This window comes from Brevundimonas sp. LM2 (assembly GCF_002002865.1).
GTDB lineage: Bacteria > Pseudomonadota > Alphaproteobacteria > Caulobacterales > Caulobacteraceae > Brevundimonas.
Map to the genome: position 1 here is coordinate 111,043 of NZ_CP019508.1, position 15,099 is coordinate 126,141.

Sequence of the window (15,099 nt, forward strand, 5' to 3'; positions counted from 1 at the left end):
GTTCTCGCGGGAGGTTGACGGCCCTTAGCGCGGTTCCGGCCCGGGCGAAACGGGGTTGCGGGGGCGCAGGTCCGAGACGTCGCGGGCGCTGGCGCGGGCGGCGGTGATGGGGCGGCCCTTGGGCGGCTCGGGCGCGCGGTCCAGCACCGCCTCCAGCGCGACCTGCACCGCGTCCAGAACGGCGTCCGAGGTGATCTTCCGCCCCTTGCGGTCGGTGACGTAGAAACTGTCGACCGCGCGCTCGCCGAACCCGGCGACATGGGCCGATCGGATCGACAGGTCGTGGTCGGACAGGGTGCGCGACAGCTCGGCCAGCAGGCCCGGCCGGTCCGCGCCCGACACCTCGATCACGGTCGCGCTTTCGCTGGCGGCGGCGTCGATCATGACCACGGGGCGGACGTCAAAGACGGCGCGGCGCGGCGATGGCGCGGGCATGGCGGGTGGGGCCACCGGGGTCTCGCCCCGGGCCGCCGCCTCCAGCGCGGCGATCAGGGAGGTCAGGCGACGCGGCTCGTCCCGGCCATAGGGACGGTCGGCCCCGTCCTGGACCTGGAAGACGTCCAGCACCGTGCCGTCGGCGGCGGTGGCCACCCGGGCCCCGGCCACATCGGCCCCGGCGGCGGCCAGGACCGCCGTCAGGTCGGCGAACAGACCGGGCCGGTCGCGGGCGGCCAGGGCGATCTCGGTCGTCGCCTCGACCCGGCCGGGGCCTTCGCGCGCCTCGGCCGCCGCCCCGCTGACGGCGGCGCGGGCCACCAGATCGGCGTGGTCGGCCAGGGGATCGGCCCCGACCGCCGTCTCGCCCCGGAACAGGGCCTCGACCCGGCTGTAGAGCGTGCGCATCAGCTGGCCCTTCCAGCTGTTGAACACGCCGGGCCCCACGGCGCGGATGTCGGCCACGGTCAGGACCAGCAGCATGCGCAGCCGTTCGGGGTCGCCGACGATCTCGGCGAAGGCGCGGACCGTGGCCGGATCCGAGATGTCGCGCTTCTGGGCATAGTCGCTGAGCGCCAGGTGGTGACGCACCAGCCAGACCACGATCTCGATCCGGCGGGTGTCGATCCCCAGCCGCTCGCAGGCCCGCCGCGCGGCGATGGCCCCCTCCTCCAGCTGGCCCCGCTCCCCGCCCTTGCCGACGTCGTGCAGCAGCATGGCCAGCATCAGGGCCTCGGGATCGGCGATCAGGTGGATCACCTCGGTGGCCAGGGGATGATCGTCCTTCAGCTTGCCGCGCTGGATGTCGTTGAGGATGCCGATGGCCTGCAGCGTGTGCTCGTCGACCGTATAGGCATGGTACATGTTGAACTGGGTCTGGCCGACGATCCGGCCCCATTCCGGCAGGAACCGGCCCAGCAGACCGGCCTCGTTCATGATCGTCAGGACCCGATAGGGCCGCTGGCCGTGGGCCAGCACATGCAGCAGGGCCGCCGTCGCCCGGGGATCGCGTCGTAGCCGAGGCGTGACCAGCGACAGCGAGCGTGTCACGGCCGAAAAGGCGTGGGGATGGACGTCCAGATCGTGCTGGTCCGCCGTCACGAACAGGGTCAGCAACCGGACCGGATCCTCGGCGAAGACCTCCGGCCCCGTGATCGACAGACGTCCGCCGTCCTCGACGAGGCCGGGCACGCCCAGGTCGCGCTTTCGCCCCGGAATCAGGCGCGACAGGCTCAGGGTCTTCTTCTGGTGGCGGGCCTCCAGCGTGGCGCTCATGGCCCGCGTCAGGGCGCCGACGTCGCGGGCGACCAGGAAATAGCGGCGCATGAACCGCTCGACCGCCGGTTCGTCGCCCCGGCCGCGCCACCCCATGCGGCGCGCCACCTCCGGCTGCAGGTCGAAGGTCAGCTTCTCCTCGGCGCGTCCGGCGGCCAGATGCAGGTGGCAGCGCACGCGCCACAGGAAGTCGAACGCCTCCTCGAAGGTCCGGCGCTCGCGGGCGGTCAGCAGCTCGTCCAGCACCTTGGCCCCCAGCGGGCTTTCCGGCGCCAGCGACCGGGCGATCCAGAACAGGGTGTTCAGGTCCCGCAGCCCGCCCTTGCCGTCCTTGATATTGGGCTCGACGCGGTAGCGGGTGGCCCCGGCCTTCTGGTGGCGGGCGTCGCGCTCCTCCATCTTGGCGGCGATGAAGGGCCGGGGATCGGCATTGGTGACCATGCCCCGGAAGCGCCAGAGGAAATTCTCGGTGACCTGGGCATCCCCCGCCAGGGGCCGGGCTTCCAGCAGGGCGGTGCGGATGGTCATGTCGGTGCGGGCCAGGCTCAGCGCCTCCTCCACCGACCGGGCCGACGACCCCACCTTCAGCCCCAGGTCCCACAGGACGTAGAGCATGAACTCCGCCACCGTCTCGGTCCGCGCCGTGGTCTTCCACGGCCGCAGGAAGACCAGATCCAGGTCCGAGAAGGGGGCCAGCACGCCGCGCCCATAGCCGCCGACCGCGAGCAGGCTCAGCTTCTCCGCCTCGGTCGGGTTGTGCGACGGATACAGGGTCTCGGTCGTGAACCGCCACAGGGCGGTCAGCAGGTCGTCGGCGGCGGCGGCATAGAGCCGGGCCACTTCGACGCCGGGCAGGCCGTTGGCGAGTTTCGCCGCGATCCGCTCGCGCGCCGCATCGTGGTGAGCCTTCAGGACGGCGGCGACGGCGGGCCGGACCCCAGGGCCGGAGACGATGGCGTCGAGGCGGGCGTCGAGGGTGTCGGTCACTGAAGCCCTTCCCCCGCTTGCGGGGGAACGCGGTCCGTCTTCGAGCAAAGCGAGAACAGGACCGATGGGGGAACTTCAGGCACCCGCGAAGCAAGGCAAGACCTCCCCCATCGGTCCTGGCTGGCTACGCCAGCGACGGACCGCGTTCCCCCATGAAGGATGCGGGAAGGGCTGCGTTTCCGCCTCACGTCGCCAGCCCCTTCAGACGGTACAGCGCCTCCAGCGCCTCGCGCGGGCTGAGCGCATCCGGATCCAACGCCGCAACCGCGTCATCCAGCGCGGACTTCAACGCCGGCACCGGCGCTTCCATCACCGCGAACAGCGGCAGGTCGTCCAGCCGCCCCTGCGCCGCCTTCTCGGTCTCCAGCCGGTCCAGCACGGCCCGGGCGCGCGCCACCACCGCCGGCGGCACCCCGGCCAGCTTGGCCACCTGCACCCCATAGGAGCGGTCCGCCGCCCCCGGCACGGCCTCGTGCAGGAAGACCAGGTCGCCGTTCCACTCGCGCGCCCGCATCGACAGGTTGCAGACGTGGTCCAGCCGTTCCTCCAGCCGGGCCAGCTCGTGATAATGGGTGGCGAACAGGGTGCGCGACCGGTTCACGTCGTGCAGGGCCTCGGCGCAGGCCCAGGCGATGGCCAGGCCGTCATAGGTCGCCGTGCCGCGCCCGATCTCGTCCAGCACGATGAAGCTGGAGGGCGTCGCCTGGGTCAGGATGGCGGCGGTCTCGACCATCTCCATCATGAAGGTGGACCGCCCGCGCGCCAGGTCGTCCCCGGCGCCGACCCGGCTGAACAGGCGGTCGACGACGCCCAGCCGCATCGACCGGGCGGGCACGAAACAGCCGCCTTGCGCCAGCACGACCAGCAGGGCGTTCTGGCGCAGGAAGGTCGACTTGCCGGCCATGTTCGGCCCGGTGACGATCGACAGCCGGGCGCATCCCGCCCCGTCGCCGTCCAGCCTGCAGTCGTTGGGGGTGAAGGGGTCGCCCGCCTTCTTGACCGCCGCCTCGACCACCGGGTGACGCCCGGCCTCGACGGAGAAGACGCGGCTGTCGTCGACCACGGGACGGACCGCCCCGACCTCCTCGGCCCATTCGGCGAGGGCGGCGGTGGCGTCCAGCTCGGCCAGGGCGTCGGCCACGGCCTGCAGCGGACGGGCCAGGTCCTGAACCGTGCGCCGCCAGACCTCGAAGGTCTCGCCCTCCATGGCCAGGGCGCGATGGCCGGCCTGGCTGATCTTGGCGTCCAGCTCCGACAGTTCCACCGTCGTGAACCGCACCTGGGCGGCCAGGGTCTGGCGGTGGATGAAGGGGCTCTCGGGCCCGGCGCGGAACAGGGGCTCGGCGTTTTTGGACGTGGTCTCCAGGAAATAGCCCAGCACCGCATTGTGCCGCACCTTGAACGGCACGCCGCTGTCGGCCACGGCCCGGGCCTCCAGATCGGCCACCACCCGGCGGCTGTCGTCGCGCAGCGTCCGGGCCGCGTCCAGCTCGGGCCGGAAGCCGGGTTTCACGAAGCCGCCGTCGCGGGTTAGGTGCGGCGGCTCGTCGGCCAGGCCCTCGGCCAGGTCCAGCATGAGCCGCGCCAGATCGGGCGACAGGGTCAGCCGGTCCAGACAGCCCATGATCCGCGCGGGCGGCCCGGTCAGGGGATCGGGCGAGACGGTGAACAGCCCGGCCAAGCCTTCGGCGATCGTGAGGCCGGACCGGATGGCCCCCAGGTCCCGCGGCCCGCCCCGTCCCAGGGCCAGGCGCGACACGGCCCGGGCCACGTCGGCCGAGGCCTTCAGCCCGTCGCGCAGGTCGCGCCGCAGCGACCGCCGCTCCAGCAGCCATTCGATCGCGTCCAGGCCGTGGTTGATCGCGACCGGGTCGCGCAGCGGCCGGGCGATCCGCTCGGCCAGGGCCCGCGCCCCGCCGGAGGTCACCGTCCGGTCCAGACAGGCCAGCAGCGAGCCCTCGCGCTCGCCCCTCTGGGTGCGATCGATCTCCAGGCTCAGCCGGGTCGCCGGGTCGATGGCGAGAAAGCCCGCGTCGCCCGAGCGGCGCGGCGGGGCCAGGGCCGGGACCCTGCCGGCCTGGGTGGTCTCCAGATAGGCGGCGATCAGGCCGAGCGCCGAGACCTCGGCTTCCTCGAAGGCCCCGAACCCGTCCAGGGAGGCGACGCCGTACAGCCGCGCGACCCGCCCGCCCGCCGCCGCCGGTTCGGCCACGGCCGAGGCCAGGGCCTGGACCACCCCGCCCGAGCCATCCAGCGCCGCCTTCAGGTCGGGATCGGAAAAGGCCTTGTCGGTGACCAGCACCTCGGACGGGCGAAACGCCGCCAGGGTCGCGCCCAGGTCGCCCAGGTCGCAGGCCACGCAGTCGACCGCCCCGGCCGACAGCTCGACCACGGCCACGGCCGCGCGGCCCCTGCGGATCGCCACCGCCGCCAGCCGGTTGGCCCCGCGCGCGTCCAGCAGACTGTCCTCGGTCAGGGTGCCGGGGGTCACCACCCGCACGATGTCGCGATGGACCACCGCCTTGGAGCCGCGCTTCCGCGCCTCGGCCGGGTCCTCCAGCTGTTCGCAGATGGCGACCTTGAACCCCATGCGGATCAGCCGGGCGATATAGCCCTCGGCCGCATGGACCGGCATGCCGCACATCGGAATGTCCTCGCCCAGATGCTTGCCGCGCCGGGTCAGGGTGATGCCGATGGCGGCGGCGGCGATCTCGGCGTCCTTGAAGAAGAGCTCGTAGAAATCGCCCATGCGGAAGAACAGGATGGCGTCCGGCTGCGACGCCTTGGCCGTCAGGAATTGCGCCATGACCGGCGTGGTGCCGTCCGGGGGGGCGATCTTCGGCGGATGGGTGAGCGGGGCGTTCATGATGTGGCGTCAGGGTGACGGATCGGGCGGCGCGGCTCAAGCGATCTTGCAGAACCTCCGCCGCGCTGCGACAAGCCCGCCAGGCGGTTAAGGGAACGCGGTCGAACACCGCGGCTGTGCCCGCAACTGTAGGCGGTTAGGCCGTCGTCCGGTCCGGGGGGTTCGCTCCCCGGCGTCACTGGGTCCGCGTCGCGGATCCGGGAAGGCGGGGACGGCGGTCGGTGACCCGCAAGCCAGGAGACCTGGCCGCCGATGTCGCTCGCCCGCTGTCCGGGACCAGACAGAGGCGTGGGACCAACCCCTTCTCCCCCGCGGGAAGGCCGTTCCGTCGAAGCGACCCGATCTCGGAGCCGCCGTGAGCCCCGCTCGCGGCGGATTGGTCGCTGTTCACACGCCCGGCGCGCGCCGAAGCCGGGCCTGTCGGAGCCTGCCCGCCATGAAACGCCTTCTTCTCCTGTCCACCGCCCTGGTGGCGGTCGCGGCCGCCTGCCCGTCCTTCGCCCAGGACGCCGGCTCGGACGCCCTTCCGGACACCTTGCCCGAGGTGCTGGTCACCGCCACCCGTCTGCCCGCGATCCAGCAGGAGACACCGGGGGCCCGGGTGATCGACGCCGCCACGATCGAACAGCGGGGCGCGGTGTTCGCGTCCGACATCCTGGCCGACGTGCCCGGCCTGTCGGTGACCCGCTCCGGCCTCGGCGGGGTGGCCCAGGTCCGGATGCGGGGGGCCACGCCGGGCAAGACCCTGGTGCTGGTCGACGGGGCGCCGGTCAACGACGCCTCCGAACCCAACGGGGCCTATGACTTCTCGGGCTTCGAACTGGGCGACATCGAACGGATCGAGGTCCTGTCGGGGCCGCAGTCTTCGCTGTGGGGCTCTGACGCCATCGGCGGCGTGATCGCCTTCACCACCCGCGAGATCGACGGCGTCCGCGCCGAGGCCGAGGCCGGGTCCTACGGCACCCTGCGCCACCGGCTGGCGGCCGGGCGCGCCGATGACCGCTCCGCCATCGGCGCCTGGGTCTCGCACTATACGACCGACGGCATCTCCGTCGCCGACGAGGCCGACGGCAACACCGAGAAGGACGGGTTCGAGAGCCTGACCGTAGGGCTCAAGGGCCGCTATGCGGTTTCCGACGCGATCGCGCTCGACGGCGCGCTGCGTTGGACGGATTCGGAGGCCGACATCGACGGCTTCCCGGCGCCGACCTATGCCCTGGCCGACACCTTGGACACCACCGACAGCCAGTCCTGGTCGGGCGTGGTCGGCGCGCGCCTGAGCGCCTTGGGCCTGTCGCACCGCCTCAGCGTCTCGGCCTCGGACATCGAGCGCGCCACGGACGGCGACTTCGCCTCCGTCTATGAGGCCGACCGCCAGACCTATCGCTGGCAGGCGGACGGCGCGGCCCTGGGGGACCGGGTCGCCTATGCCTTCGGGGCCGAGCGCGAGGACACGGCGGGCAGCCTCTCCGACGGTAAGTCGGTCGAGCTGGGCACCACCTCGGTGTTCGGCGTGGCCCGGGTGGAGGCCACCGAGGCCCTCAGCATCACCGGCGGCCTGCGCTACGACGACACCGACGACTTCGGCGAGGAGGTCACGGGCCGGATCTCGGCCGCCTATTCGCTGCCTGCGGGACTGATCCTGTCCGGGGCCTATGGCACCGGCTTCAAGGCCCCGTCGGTCAGCCAGGCCGTGTGCGACTTCTGCTTCTCGACCGTGCCGGTGCCGGTCCTGCGGCCCGAGACGGCCGACAGCGCCGAGGTGGCGATCGGCTGGACCTCCGGCGACGGCCGCTTCGACGGCCGGGCGACGCTGTATCGCCTCAACGTCGAGGACCAGATCACCTATTTCACCGCCCCGGTCACCTTCGACAGCTACTACGTCAATATCGCCGAGGCCCGGACCGACGGGGTCGAGGTCGAGGGGCGGGCCCTGCTGGGGTCCGGTTTCGACCTGACGGTCGCCTATGCCTGGACCGATGCGGTCAACGCGACCACCGGGGCGCGCCTGCTGCGCGTGCCGGAACATGCAGGCTCGGCGACCCTGGGCTGGACGGGCGACAAACTGTCGGGAGCCCTGACGGTCCGGGCGGAGGGCGATCAGGACGATTCGGGCGGCTTGCGCGAGAGCTTCGTCACCGCCAATCTGAACGCGGCCTATGACCTGACCGACGGCGTCACCGTGACGGCGCGGCTCGAGAACCTGGCCGACGAACAGTATCAGCAGGTGCTGGGATACGGCGAGCCGGGCCGGTCCGGCTATGTCGGGATCAGGCTGCGTTACTAAAAATCCTCCCCCTTTGGGGAAGGATCAGATCAGGCTGCGTTACTGATCCGGGCGACGGAGCCGGTCGAGATGGCGGCCGGCTCCGACAGGGCCAGCTCCTCCCAGTCCAGATCGGGCCGGGGGGCGTGGGCGGCGGCCAGGACGGCGCGCAGCTCGGCCGCCGAGGCGACGCTGGCGACCACGGCGGTCACCGGCGGCAGGCCGAGGCAGTAGGCGAGCGCCGCCTGCATCGGATCGACCCGGGCCTCGGCCAGGCGTCGGCGAGTGCGCGACAGGGCGACCCCCTGGCCGGCCAGATGCGCCGGCAGGGCCTCGCGGCTGGCGAACAGCAGGCCCCGCGCGAACACCGAGGAGACATGGACGTCGATGCCCCGGGCGGCGAGGTCGGACAGCACGCCCTCCGTCACCGGGCGCTGGTCCAGGATATTGCAGGGCATTTCGATGACGTCGGGCTGGAAGCGACGCGCGAGCAGGGCCGGGCCATCCTCCAGCGTCGTGACGAAGCCGATGCGCCGATACAGGCCGCGATCCTTCAGCGCCTGCAACCGGTCCCACAGGTCCCGCCCCTCGGCCCCCGCCAGATCGGTGGCACGAGAGACCAGCAGAGTGTCGCCGCGGGGCAGGCCCATCCGCTCCAGCGAGCGTCGGGCGCGGGCCTCGACCCGGTCCAGGCCCTCGGACAGGGCGACCGTGCGGACCGTGACGGAGAAGGGCGACGGGAAGGGCCAGGCCTGGCCCAGCAGGCGTTCCGTGTCCCCGATGGGCCGCGTCGCCACCACGGACACGCCGGCGTCGGCCGCGGTGCCGAGCAGCGTGCGCATCGCCTCCTCGCCCACGCCGACCGGTGCCGGGACCGCGCGCTCCGGCTCGGTCACGACCGCCAGGGCCAGCTTCTTCGCCGGTGAGGGAAAGGAGGATGAGATCACCGGGTGATTCTGACCGGTAATGTTTAAGGGAGCCTGAGGGAGACCCTACCGGTTCGTTACCAGCGGAACGGGGTTCGGGCAGGGCTTAGGGCTTAGGGCTTAGAGTTCGCGCCGACGGCAAAATCTCTAGCACCTCGCTAAGACCTAAGACCTAAGCCCTACCGCCTCATTGCTGCACCGCATCGGAACCCACGCCGGGCAGTGGCGTTCAGCCGTCAGGGCCTCTATTTATGGCTAAGCTGCAGCAACGGAGTGCGATCATGGCCACCACCAAGGCGCGTGAAGACATCAAGAACGACCTGAATGCTCTGAAGGAGGACCTGAAGGTCGGGGCCCGCGAGGAGGCCGCGAAGCTGAAGGCCAAGGCCACCGAGACCGAAGCCCGCCTGCGCGAAAAGGCGGCCGAGGCCGATGCCCGCGTGCGCGAGCGCGCCGACGAACTGCGCGACCAGGCGCGCGGCTATTACGACCAGGCTCGCGTGCGCAGCCGTGAATACTACGACGACGCCGCCGAACGCCTCGACGAAGCCCAGCGCTACATCACCGAGCGGGTGCAGGAGCGTCCGGTGCAATCGACGGCGGTGGCGCTGGGCGTCGGCGTCGTCCTGGGTCTGCTGCTGGCCGGCCGTCGCCGCTGATGTTCGGCAAGGGGCTCGTCAAGAAGCTGTCGGCGGCCCTGGTGGTCGCCGGCTGCGCCTTCGTCGCGGTCGTCGCCCTGGGCGCGACCGTCTATTATGCGTTGCAACTGGTCGTGGTGCCGCTGGCGGCGGCGGCCATCACGGCCGCCCTGTTCGCCGTGGTGGCGATGGCGGTGGCCATGGTCTTCCTCGGGGCCGGAAAGCCCGAAGAGGAAGAGGTGGACGAGGAACCGGAGGGTTTGGGCGGCCGGGCCTATGCCCTGTTCCGTTCGCGCCCGGTGCTTGGAACCGTCGCGGCCCTGGCGGGCGGCTGGATCTTCCTGCGCAACCCGGCGCTGGCCACCATGGTGGCGGCGGCCTTCACCGAGAAGTCCCACAAGCGCTACCGGCGCTAGGGTTAAGACCCGGCGGAACGCAAGCCTTGCGCGAACGTTGATCAAGCAGGCGACGTCGCTGGGACGGGGCCTGCCTTCAACCTTCTAAGGGAGGACCGTCTATGCTCCGCTGGGCTCTCATTTTTCTCGTTCTCGCTCTGGTCGCTGGCGCCCTGGGTGCCGGCGGCGTCGCCGGCCTGTCGATGAACATCGCCTATGTCCTGTTCGTCGTCTTCCTGATCCTGATGGTGGTGTCGTTCTTCACCGGCGGCCTGCGCCGCAAGCTCTAGAGCGCCGGACCCCGAATCGAAAAAGCCGCGACCTTCCGGGTCGCGGCTTTTTTTTATTGTCTCAGGTCATGGCCGCTTCGAGGGTCCCCGGCGAGGATGGATCCGGGGCCGACTCGCGGTGGCGCGTGTCCTGGCGCCGCGGCAGCCGCCAGCTCTCGGCCGGGGCGAAGGCCTGACCGTCCCAGGCGATCGCCGTGACCACGATCTCGTGCGGGGTCCATTCGATCTGGTTGAAGCTGGGCGGCGCCCCCCGTTCGCGGTGCGACAGGGTCCCGCAGCCGACGGCATAGGAACAGCGGTCCGACAGGTCGATCGGGATTGCGAAGGGCACGTGGACGTGGCCGGTCGTGATCAGGTCGACGCCCGCCTCGGCGAAGATTTCCGCCGCCGCGTCGCCTCGCTTGACGTCGCCCGTCATGGGCGTGCCGATCATCTCGATCAGCGGATGGTGGCAGGCCAGGATCCGCAGGGCCCCGACCGGGGCCTTGCGCAGGGCCTCGGCCGCGCGCCGGGTCTGGTCCAGGTCGATGACGCCCTTGGACCAGTTGGGGCGGGCCTGCCATCCGCGCGCCGTGGTGACACCCCGGACCATGACGTTGTCCCGGACGAATTCGCCGTCATGGGCCGGGTGGCCGGTCGCGTCCTCGAACGCCTTCCATGGCCGGAACAGACGGGCCGACAGGCTGTAATAGGGAACGTCGTGGTTGCCGACGATGACGAAGCGCGGCGTCGGCATGGCCCGGATCCAGGCCCCGGCGGCGGCGAACTCGTCCGGCAGCCCCTTCTGCGTGATGTCGCCCGTGATCAGGATCAGGTCGGTCGGCGTCGCATGGGCGTATTCCAGGGCCCGCTCGCAGGCCCGCTTGTGCTCGACGCCGAAATGGACGTCTGAGAACTGAAGCAGTCGGCCGGTCATCGGGCGGCGCCCCGCGGCGAGATGGCGGTCACGCCGTCTCTCCCTGGGGTTGAGGATCGGGGGCCAGGGCCTGGAAGGCGTCGGGAATGAAGGTCACCATGGTGTCGTGATGCAACAGGGTCGGCTCCCCGTCCAGAACGGCGGGGATCTTGGAGCGGGCGCGGATCCGGATCCTGCGCGCCGGCTGGGTCACGACGGACGGATCCTGGCGCCAGTCGCTGAACAGGGCCGTGGCGGCCAGGCGGAAGGCCTGGGCCGCGTCGGCCGGATCCATGGCGGCGGCTTCCAGCCCCGTGTGCTCGTCCATGGCCTTGGAGATCAGCGGGCTGATCAGGGCCAGGGCCTCGCTGCGGCGGGCCCGCCCGCCGTCCAGCTCGACGCGGATCTTGCCGGAAAAGGCTCGCTTCAAGGCCCGACGACCATAGGTCCAGGCCAGGCTGAGCTTGCCGGTGCGCATCGCCTCGCGCGCCGGGGCCCACAGGGCCGGAGATCCAAAGATGCCGGCGCAGTAGAAGGACTGCCCCTCGACCCGGCCACCCGCCACGCATTGGGACGAGCCGTTCTCCAGGGTGTTGCGCAGGGCCAGCTTCCAGTCGGCCGTGCCGTACAGCGCCTTGGGCAGCATGTTCATGGTCCCGCCGGGCAGGGGTGCCACCAGGGGCCCCTTCGGCCCGGCCTTGGACGCCACCGCGCGCGCCGTGCCGTCCCCGGCCAGGACGAACAGCACATCGGGCTTGGACGCCAGGGCGACGTCGATCTGGTCGTCCATGGTCGCGCCGACCAGTTCGACGATCTCCGCCTCGCAAGGATAGTCGGCCATAATGGCCTCGACCTCGGCCACCGCGCGCGGTCCGACCGAGCCGGACAGGGTGTTGACCAGGATCACGACCCGCGAAATGGACACGTGCGGCGTCAGGGCGCGCGGCTCCGCCACGGGGTCGATCGACGGGGATCCCACGGGGTTCATCGGGTCGGTATCGGGCGTGATCGTATCGGTCATGACGCCCGAACGCGCGCCCGTGGCGCGTGTTCCGGCCCAAGCGTGGCTATGGGGTCCGCATTTCCTCGGCCGTGGTTTCGGCCCCGGCTTCCAGGGCGTCGCCGGTCTTGGTCGCCGCCTTGTCCGCGCCGTCGGCGGCCCGACCGGCCAGACGCTCGGCCGCCGCCACGCCCGCGACGATCCAGCCGTCCATGATCGTTCCGGCCTCCGCCAGCGAACGCTCCTTGATGCCCAGCACCGCCGTCAGCACGCCGAACAGCGCCAGCAGGGTGACCAGCAGGCCGACGAAGCCCCCGCCGCCCCCGCCGGACCGCTTGCGCGTGCGGGCCCAGACCGGGCTGGCATGATCGTCCGACATTCGAACCGGTTCAGGAAATCGCATCGGCCAACCCCACCCACGCTGACGATCGCGGGCGGTGCCCATTGCGCCACCCGCCACAGCATATGTCATCGTTCACGGGCAGACTAGACGCGGAACCTGTGCCGTAATCCAGCGTTCTCGCTCTCGGGGCGAACATCAGGAATGAAAGACACACCATGAACAAGGCTATTCTCGCCATCAGCGCCGCCGGCCTCCTGGCCTCGGCCTGCGCCAGCGACCCGTACGGCAACACCGGCTCGAACCAGACCGTCCGTCAGGGCGCGATCGGTGCGGGCCTGGGTGCCGTCGCCGGCGCCATCATCGGCAACAACGTCGGCGGCGGCAATGCAGCCACCGGCGCCCTGATCGGCGGCGTCGCCGGTGGTGCCATCGGCGCCGTCCGCGGCTCGCAAGCCGACCGCAACAATCAACAGCGCTACCGCGACAACCGTGGCCAGTATTACTACTGCTACGACAACAACCAGAACGAGTGCTACTGGGAAAACGGTCAGCGCCGCTACTAGGCTCTGAACGAAGACGACTCTCAGGGCGGCTCGTCAGGTGACGGGCCGCCCTTTGCGCGACCAGAAACAGGAGACGGGGCGATGATGACGATGCAGAAGCTTGTGCTGACCGGGCTGATCGCCGGTGTCGGCCTGTCCGCCTGTTCGATGGGGCCCCGTTTCCGCGATCGCGACGACCTGGTCGTCACCCCGAGCGCCTGCGCGGCGAAGCGCTTCGACGTCTATTTCAACGAGGATCAGGATCGGCTGACCACGTCGGCGCTGGAAGCGATCGGTCTGACGGCGACCCAGCTCCAGGGCTGCCGGATCCAGTCGGTCAAGGTGCTGGGCCTGGCCAGCGCCACCGGCGCGGCCGCCGAGAACATGGACCTGTCGCAGCGCCGGGCCGTAGCCGTCGCCGAGGCCCTGACCGCCGCCGGTTGGCCGGCCCCCGCCTTCGACATCGAGGCCGCCGGCGACGCCGGGGCCACCACCACCGCTGGGGTGCAGGAGCCCCTGCGTCGCCGTACCGAAGTTCTGGTCGAGGCCGCCCCCCTCTAGGTCTGGGTACGTCCGTGTTCGACGACCCCCAGGGCGTCGGCCAGCCGCACCTTCGCCGATCCACGTGGCAGGGGCTTCGACTGGCTCTCGTGCGGGGCCCAGCCGGCTAGGTTGACGATCTCGAAGGTCGCCGGGATGCGCCCGTCCGGCTCGCCATAGCGTTCCGCATAGAGCGTCGCTGCGCGCGCGATCAAGCCGCGGGTCAGGGGCCGGATGGTCCCGGCCAGGACATTGGTCTCGCCCATGGCGCGCAGATCGCGGATCAGGGCGAACAGGTCCGGATAGCGCACCGTCAGCCGGTCGACGTCGGACACCGGCAGGGCGAACCCGGCCCGCTGCAGCAGGCCCGCCCCGTCGAAGCCGTCGGCGAAGGGCGAGACCCGGGCCTGGGCCCCGCCGCGCTCGGCCAGCTCGGCCTCGGTCAGGACCGCGCGCAGCTCCTTCAGCGTCCCGGCCCCCAGCAGGGTCCCCAGAAACAGGCCGTCCGGCTTCAGCGCCCGACGGATCTGGCTAAGGGCCCCAGGCAGGTCGTTGGCCCAATGCAGGGTCATCAGGGTCACGATCAGGTCGGCCGAGCCATCGGCGATCTCCAGCGCCCCCGCGCCGGGGGACGCCCCCTGGTTCCGCCCCGTCGCCGGCGAGCCGACCCGACCGGCCGCGTCGCTCTCGGCCAGAACCCGACCAAAGACCCCGGGATGCGCCGACAGGTCGACGACCGTCGGAAACTCCCGCAAGGTGGCCTCGAGACTGAGAACGGCGTTCTCGGCGGCGCGGTGGTGCAGGAAATCGGCCTCGGCCAGGCGGGGCGCGGACCGCGCCAGGCGGGCGGCCCGGCGGACGGGATCGAAGATCACGGGGGGAGCGGAAGCGGTCATGGGCCTTCAGGATGGGGACTGGAGCGCGCCTTGGGAAGCGGCGCGTGCGCGCGCGGGCCTGATGGCGACCGGCCTGGGTCGCGCCCTGGCCGATCTGGTCCTGCCGCCCCTGGCCCACGACAGCCGCGAGGCGACCCAGGCCGCCGGCCTGACCCCCGACGCCTGGAGCCGGGTCGCCTTCCTGGAAGACCCGGTCTGCGACGGCTGCTCAGCCGCCTTCGAATACGACGGCGGCGACTTCGCCTCGGACCGCTGCGCCGCCTGCCTGGCCTCGCCCTACCGGTTCGCCCGCTGCCGCGCCGCCTGCGTCTATGACGAGGCGTCCCGGGGGCTGATCCTGAAGTTCAAGCACGGCGACCAGCAGCAGTTCGCCGGCCTGTTCGCGCGCTGGCTGGGCCGGGCCGCCGCGCCCCTGATCGCGGAGGCCGACGCCGTGGTGCCGGTGCCGCTGCATCCGACCCGCCTGCTGGCCCGGCGCTTCAACCAGGCGGCGGAGATCGCGCGGCCGCTGGCCAGGACGGCGAAGCTGGACTACCTGCCCGACGCCCTGACGCGGGCGCGACGCACCGAAAGCCAGGGCGGGCGCAGCGCCCGGGGGCGACGGATGAACGTCAAATCGGCCTTCGCCCTGACCGAGACGGGGGCCCGCCGGGTCCGGGGGCGGCGGATCCTTCTGATCGACGACGTCCTGACCACGGGGGCCACGGCCGAGGCCTGCGCCGGGGCCCTGCTGGACGGCGGCGCGCGGGCGGTCGATCTGGCCGTCATCGCGAGGGTGCGAACCGCGCGCGAAATGCCTAGATAG

14 protein-coding genes and 1 riboswitch are annotated in these 15,099 nt (G+C 71.5%); of the genes, 7 read left to right on the forward strand and 7 right to left on the reverse strand.

Annotated features, from left to right (window positions below; all coding sequences use genetic code 11):
• Positions 1-24: 24 nt before the first annotated feature.
• The gene (gene glnD / locus BZG35_RS00510; RefSeq protein ID WP_077353810.1) at positions 25-2,697 is read right to left on the reverse strand and encodes a [protein-PII] uridylyltransferase; all 2,673 of its coding nucleotides are present in this window, start codon (positions 2,695-2,697) and stop codon (positions 25-27) included.
• Positions 2,698-2,881: 184 nt separating this feature from the next.
• Positions 2,882-5,563, reverse strand: a complete 2,682-nt coding sequence (mutS, locus tag BZG35_RS00515) for a DNA mismatch repair protein MutS (protein ID WP_077353811.1) — start codon at positions 5,561-5,563, stop codon at positions 2,882-2,884.
• An 89-nt stretch (positions 5,564-5,652) separates the two neighbouring features.
• Positions 5,653-5,807, forward strand: a riboswitch (cobalamin riboswitch).
• A 192-nt stretch (positions 5,808-5,999) separates the two neighbouring features.
• Between mutS and BZG35_RS00520 the strand changes: the two genes are divergently transcribed.
• Positions 6,000-7,850: a TonB-dependent siderophore receptor gene (locus BZG35_RS00520; protein WP_077353812.1), complete on the forward strand. Its 1,851-nt coding sequence runs from the start codon at positions 6,000-6,002 to the stop codon at positions 7,848-7,850.
• Positions 7,851-7,879: 29 nt separating this feature from the next.
• On the opposite strand, the gene BZG35_RS00525 is transcribed toward BZG35_RS00520, so the two are convergent.
• Complete coding sequence (locus tag BZG35_RS00525; protein WP_253189225.1) at positions 7,880-8,776, reverse strand: aldo/keto reductase; 897 nt, start codon at positions 8,774-8,776, stop codon at positions 7,880-7,882.
• A gap of 260 nt (positions 8,777-9,036) precedes the next feature.
• On the opposite strand from BZG35_RS00525, the gene BZG35_RS00530 reads away from it, so the two are divergent.
• The 3 genes from BZG35_RS00530 (at position 9,037) to BZG35_RS00540 (ending at position 10,078) form a co-directional block, all read left to right on the forward strand.
• Positions 9,037-9,414: a DUF883 family protein gene (locus BZG35_RS00530; protein ID WP_077353813.1), complete on the forward strand. Its 378-nt coding sequence runs from the start codon at positions 9,037-9,039 to the stop codon at positions 9,412-9,414.
• Positions 9,414-9,809, forward strand: a complete 396-nt coding sequence (locus BZG35_RS00535) for a hypothetical protein (protein WP_077353815.1) — start codon at positions 9,414-9,416, stop codon at positions 9,807-9,809. Before BZG35_RS00530 ends, BZG35_RS00535 begins: the two co-directional genes overlap by 1 nt.
• A 101-nt stretch (positions 9,810-9,910) precedes the next feature.
• Entirely contained in the window at positions 9,911-10,078 is a 168-nt protein-coding gene (locus BZG35_RS00540; protein WP_077353817.1) for a DUF1328 family protein, read from the forward strand.
• A 61-nt stretch (positions 10,079-10,139) separates the two neighbouring features.
• Here the strand turns inward: BZG35_RS00540 and BZG35_RS00545 are convergent, their stop codons facing one another.
• The 3 genes from BZG35_RS00545 to BZG35_RS00555 are packed head-to-tail and all read right to left on the reverse strand — an operon-like array spanning position 10,140 to position 12,352.
• Complete coding sequence (locus BZG35_RS00545) at positions 10,140-10,994, reverse strand: metallophosphoesterase (RefSeq protein ID WP_077353818.1); 855 nt, start codon at positions 10,992-10,994, stop codon at positions 10,140-10,142.
• A 28-nt stretch (positions 10,995-11,022) separates the two neighbouring features.
• The gene (locus BZG35_RS00550) at positions 11,023-11,994 is read right to left on the reverse strand and encodes a diacylglycerol kinase family protein (RefSeq protein ID WP_077353820.1); all 972 of its coding nucleotides are present in this window, start codon (positions 11,992-11,994) and stop codon (positions 11,023-11,025) included.
• 46 nt (positions 11,995-12,040) lie between these two features.
• Positions 12,041-12,352, reverse strand: coding sequence for a hypothetical protein (locus BZG35_RS00555; protein ID WP_253189226.1), 312 nt, complete (start codon positions 12,350-12,352; stop codon positions 12,041-12,043).
• Positions 12,353-12,531: 179 nt separating this feature from the next.
• On the opposite strand from BZG35_RS00555, the gene BZG35_RS00560 reads away from it, so the two are divergent.
• Both BZG35_RS00560 and BZG35_RS00565 read left to right on the forward strand, forming a co-directional pair.
• Positions 12,532-12,879, forward strand: a complete 348-nt coding sequence (locus BZG35_RS00560; RefSeq protein WP_077353824.1) for a YMGG-like glycine zipper-containing protein — start codon at positions 12,532-12,534, stop codon at positions 12,877-12,879.
• An 81-nt stretch (positions 12,880-12,960) separates the two neighbouring features.
• A complete protein-coding gene (locus BZG35_RS00565) occupies positions 12,961-13,419 on the forward strand; it encodes an OmpA family protein (protein WP_077353826.1) in 459 nt (152 codons plus the stop codon).
• Here the strand turns inward: BZG35_RS00565 and BZG35_RS00570 are convergent.
• Positions 13,416-14,294 carry a methyltransferase domain-containing protein gene (locus BZG35_RS00570; protein ID WP_077353828.1) on the reverse strand — a complete coding sequence of 293 codons (879 nt, stop codon included), beginning with the start codon at positions 14,292-14,294 and terminating at the stop codon, positions 13,416-13,418. The genes BZG35_RS00565 and BZG35_RS00570 overlap by 4 nt on opposite strands.
• On the opposite strand from BZG35_RS00570, the gene BZG35_RS00575 reads away from it, so the two are divergent.
• Positions 14,293-15,099, forward strand: a complete 807-nt coding sequence (locus BZG35_RS00575; RefSeq protein ID WP_077353829.1) for a ComF family protein — start codon at positions 14,293-14,295, stop codon at positions 15,097-15,099. The two genes, BZG35_RS00570 and BZG35_RS00575, sit on opposite strands and share 2 nt — an antisense overlap.

Coding starts and splice junctions, on each gene's coding strand:
- BZG35_RS00520 (WP_077353812.1), top strand. CDS start 6,000: ATGAAACGCCTTCTTCTCCTGTCCACCGCCCTGGTGGCGGTCGCGGCC.
- BZG35_RS00535 (WP_077353815.1), top strand. CDS start 9,414: ATGTTCGGCAAGGGGCTCGTCAAGAAGCTGTCGGCGGCCCTGGTGGTC.
- BZG35_RS00565 (WP_077353826.1), top strand. CDS start 12,961: ATGATGACGATGCAGAAGCTTGTGCTGACCGGGCTGATCGCCGGTGTC.
- BZG35_RS00540 (WP_077353817.1), top strand. CDS start 9,911: ATGCTCCGCTGGGCTCTCATTTTTCTCGTTCTCGCTCTGGTCGCTGGC.
- BZG35_RS00545 (WP_077353818.1), bottom strand. CDS start 10,994: ATGACCGGCCGACTGCTTCAGTTCTCAGACGTCCATTTCGGCGTCGAG.
- BZG35_RS00550 (WP_077353820.1), bottom strand. CDS start 11,994: ATGACCGATACGATCACGCCCGATACCGACCCGATGAACCCCGTGGGA.
- BZG35_RS00570 (WP_077353828.1), bottom strand. CDS start 14,294: ATGACCGCTTCCGCTCCCCCCGTGATCTTCGATCCCGTCCGCCGGGCC.
- BZG35_RS00555 (WP_253189226.1), bottom strand. CDS start 12,352: ATGTCGGACGATCATGCCAGCCCGGTCTGGGCCCGCACGCGCAAGCGG.
- mutS (WP_077353811.1), bottom strand. CDS start 5,563: ATGAACGCCCCGCTCACCCATCCGCCGAAGATCGCCCCCCCGGACGGC.
- BZG35_RS00575 (WP_077353829.1), top strand. CDS start 14,293: ATGGGCCTTCAGGATGGGGACTGGAGCGCGCCTTGGGAAGCGGCGCGT.
- BZG35_RS00530 (WP_077353813.1), top strand. CDS start 9,037: ATGGCCACCACCAAGGCGCGTGAAGACATCAAGAACGACCTGAATGCT.
- BZG35_RS00560 (WP_077353824.1), top strand. CDS start 12,532: ATGAACAAGGCTATTCTCGCCATCAGCGCCGCCGGCCTCCTGGCCTCG.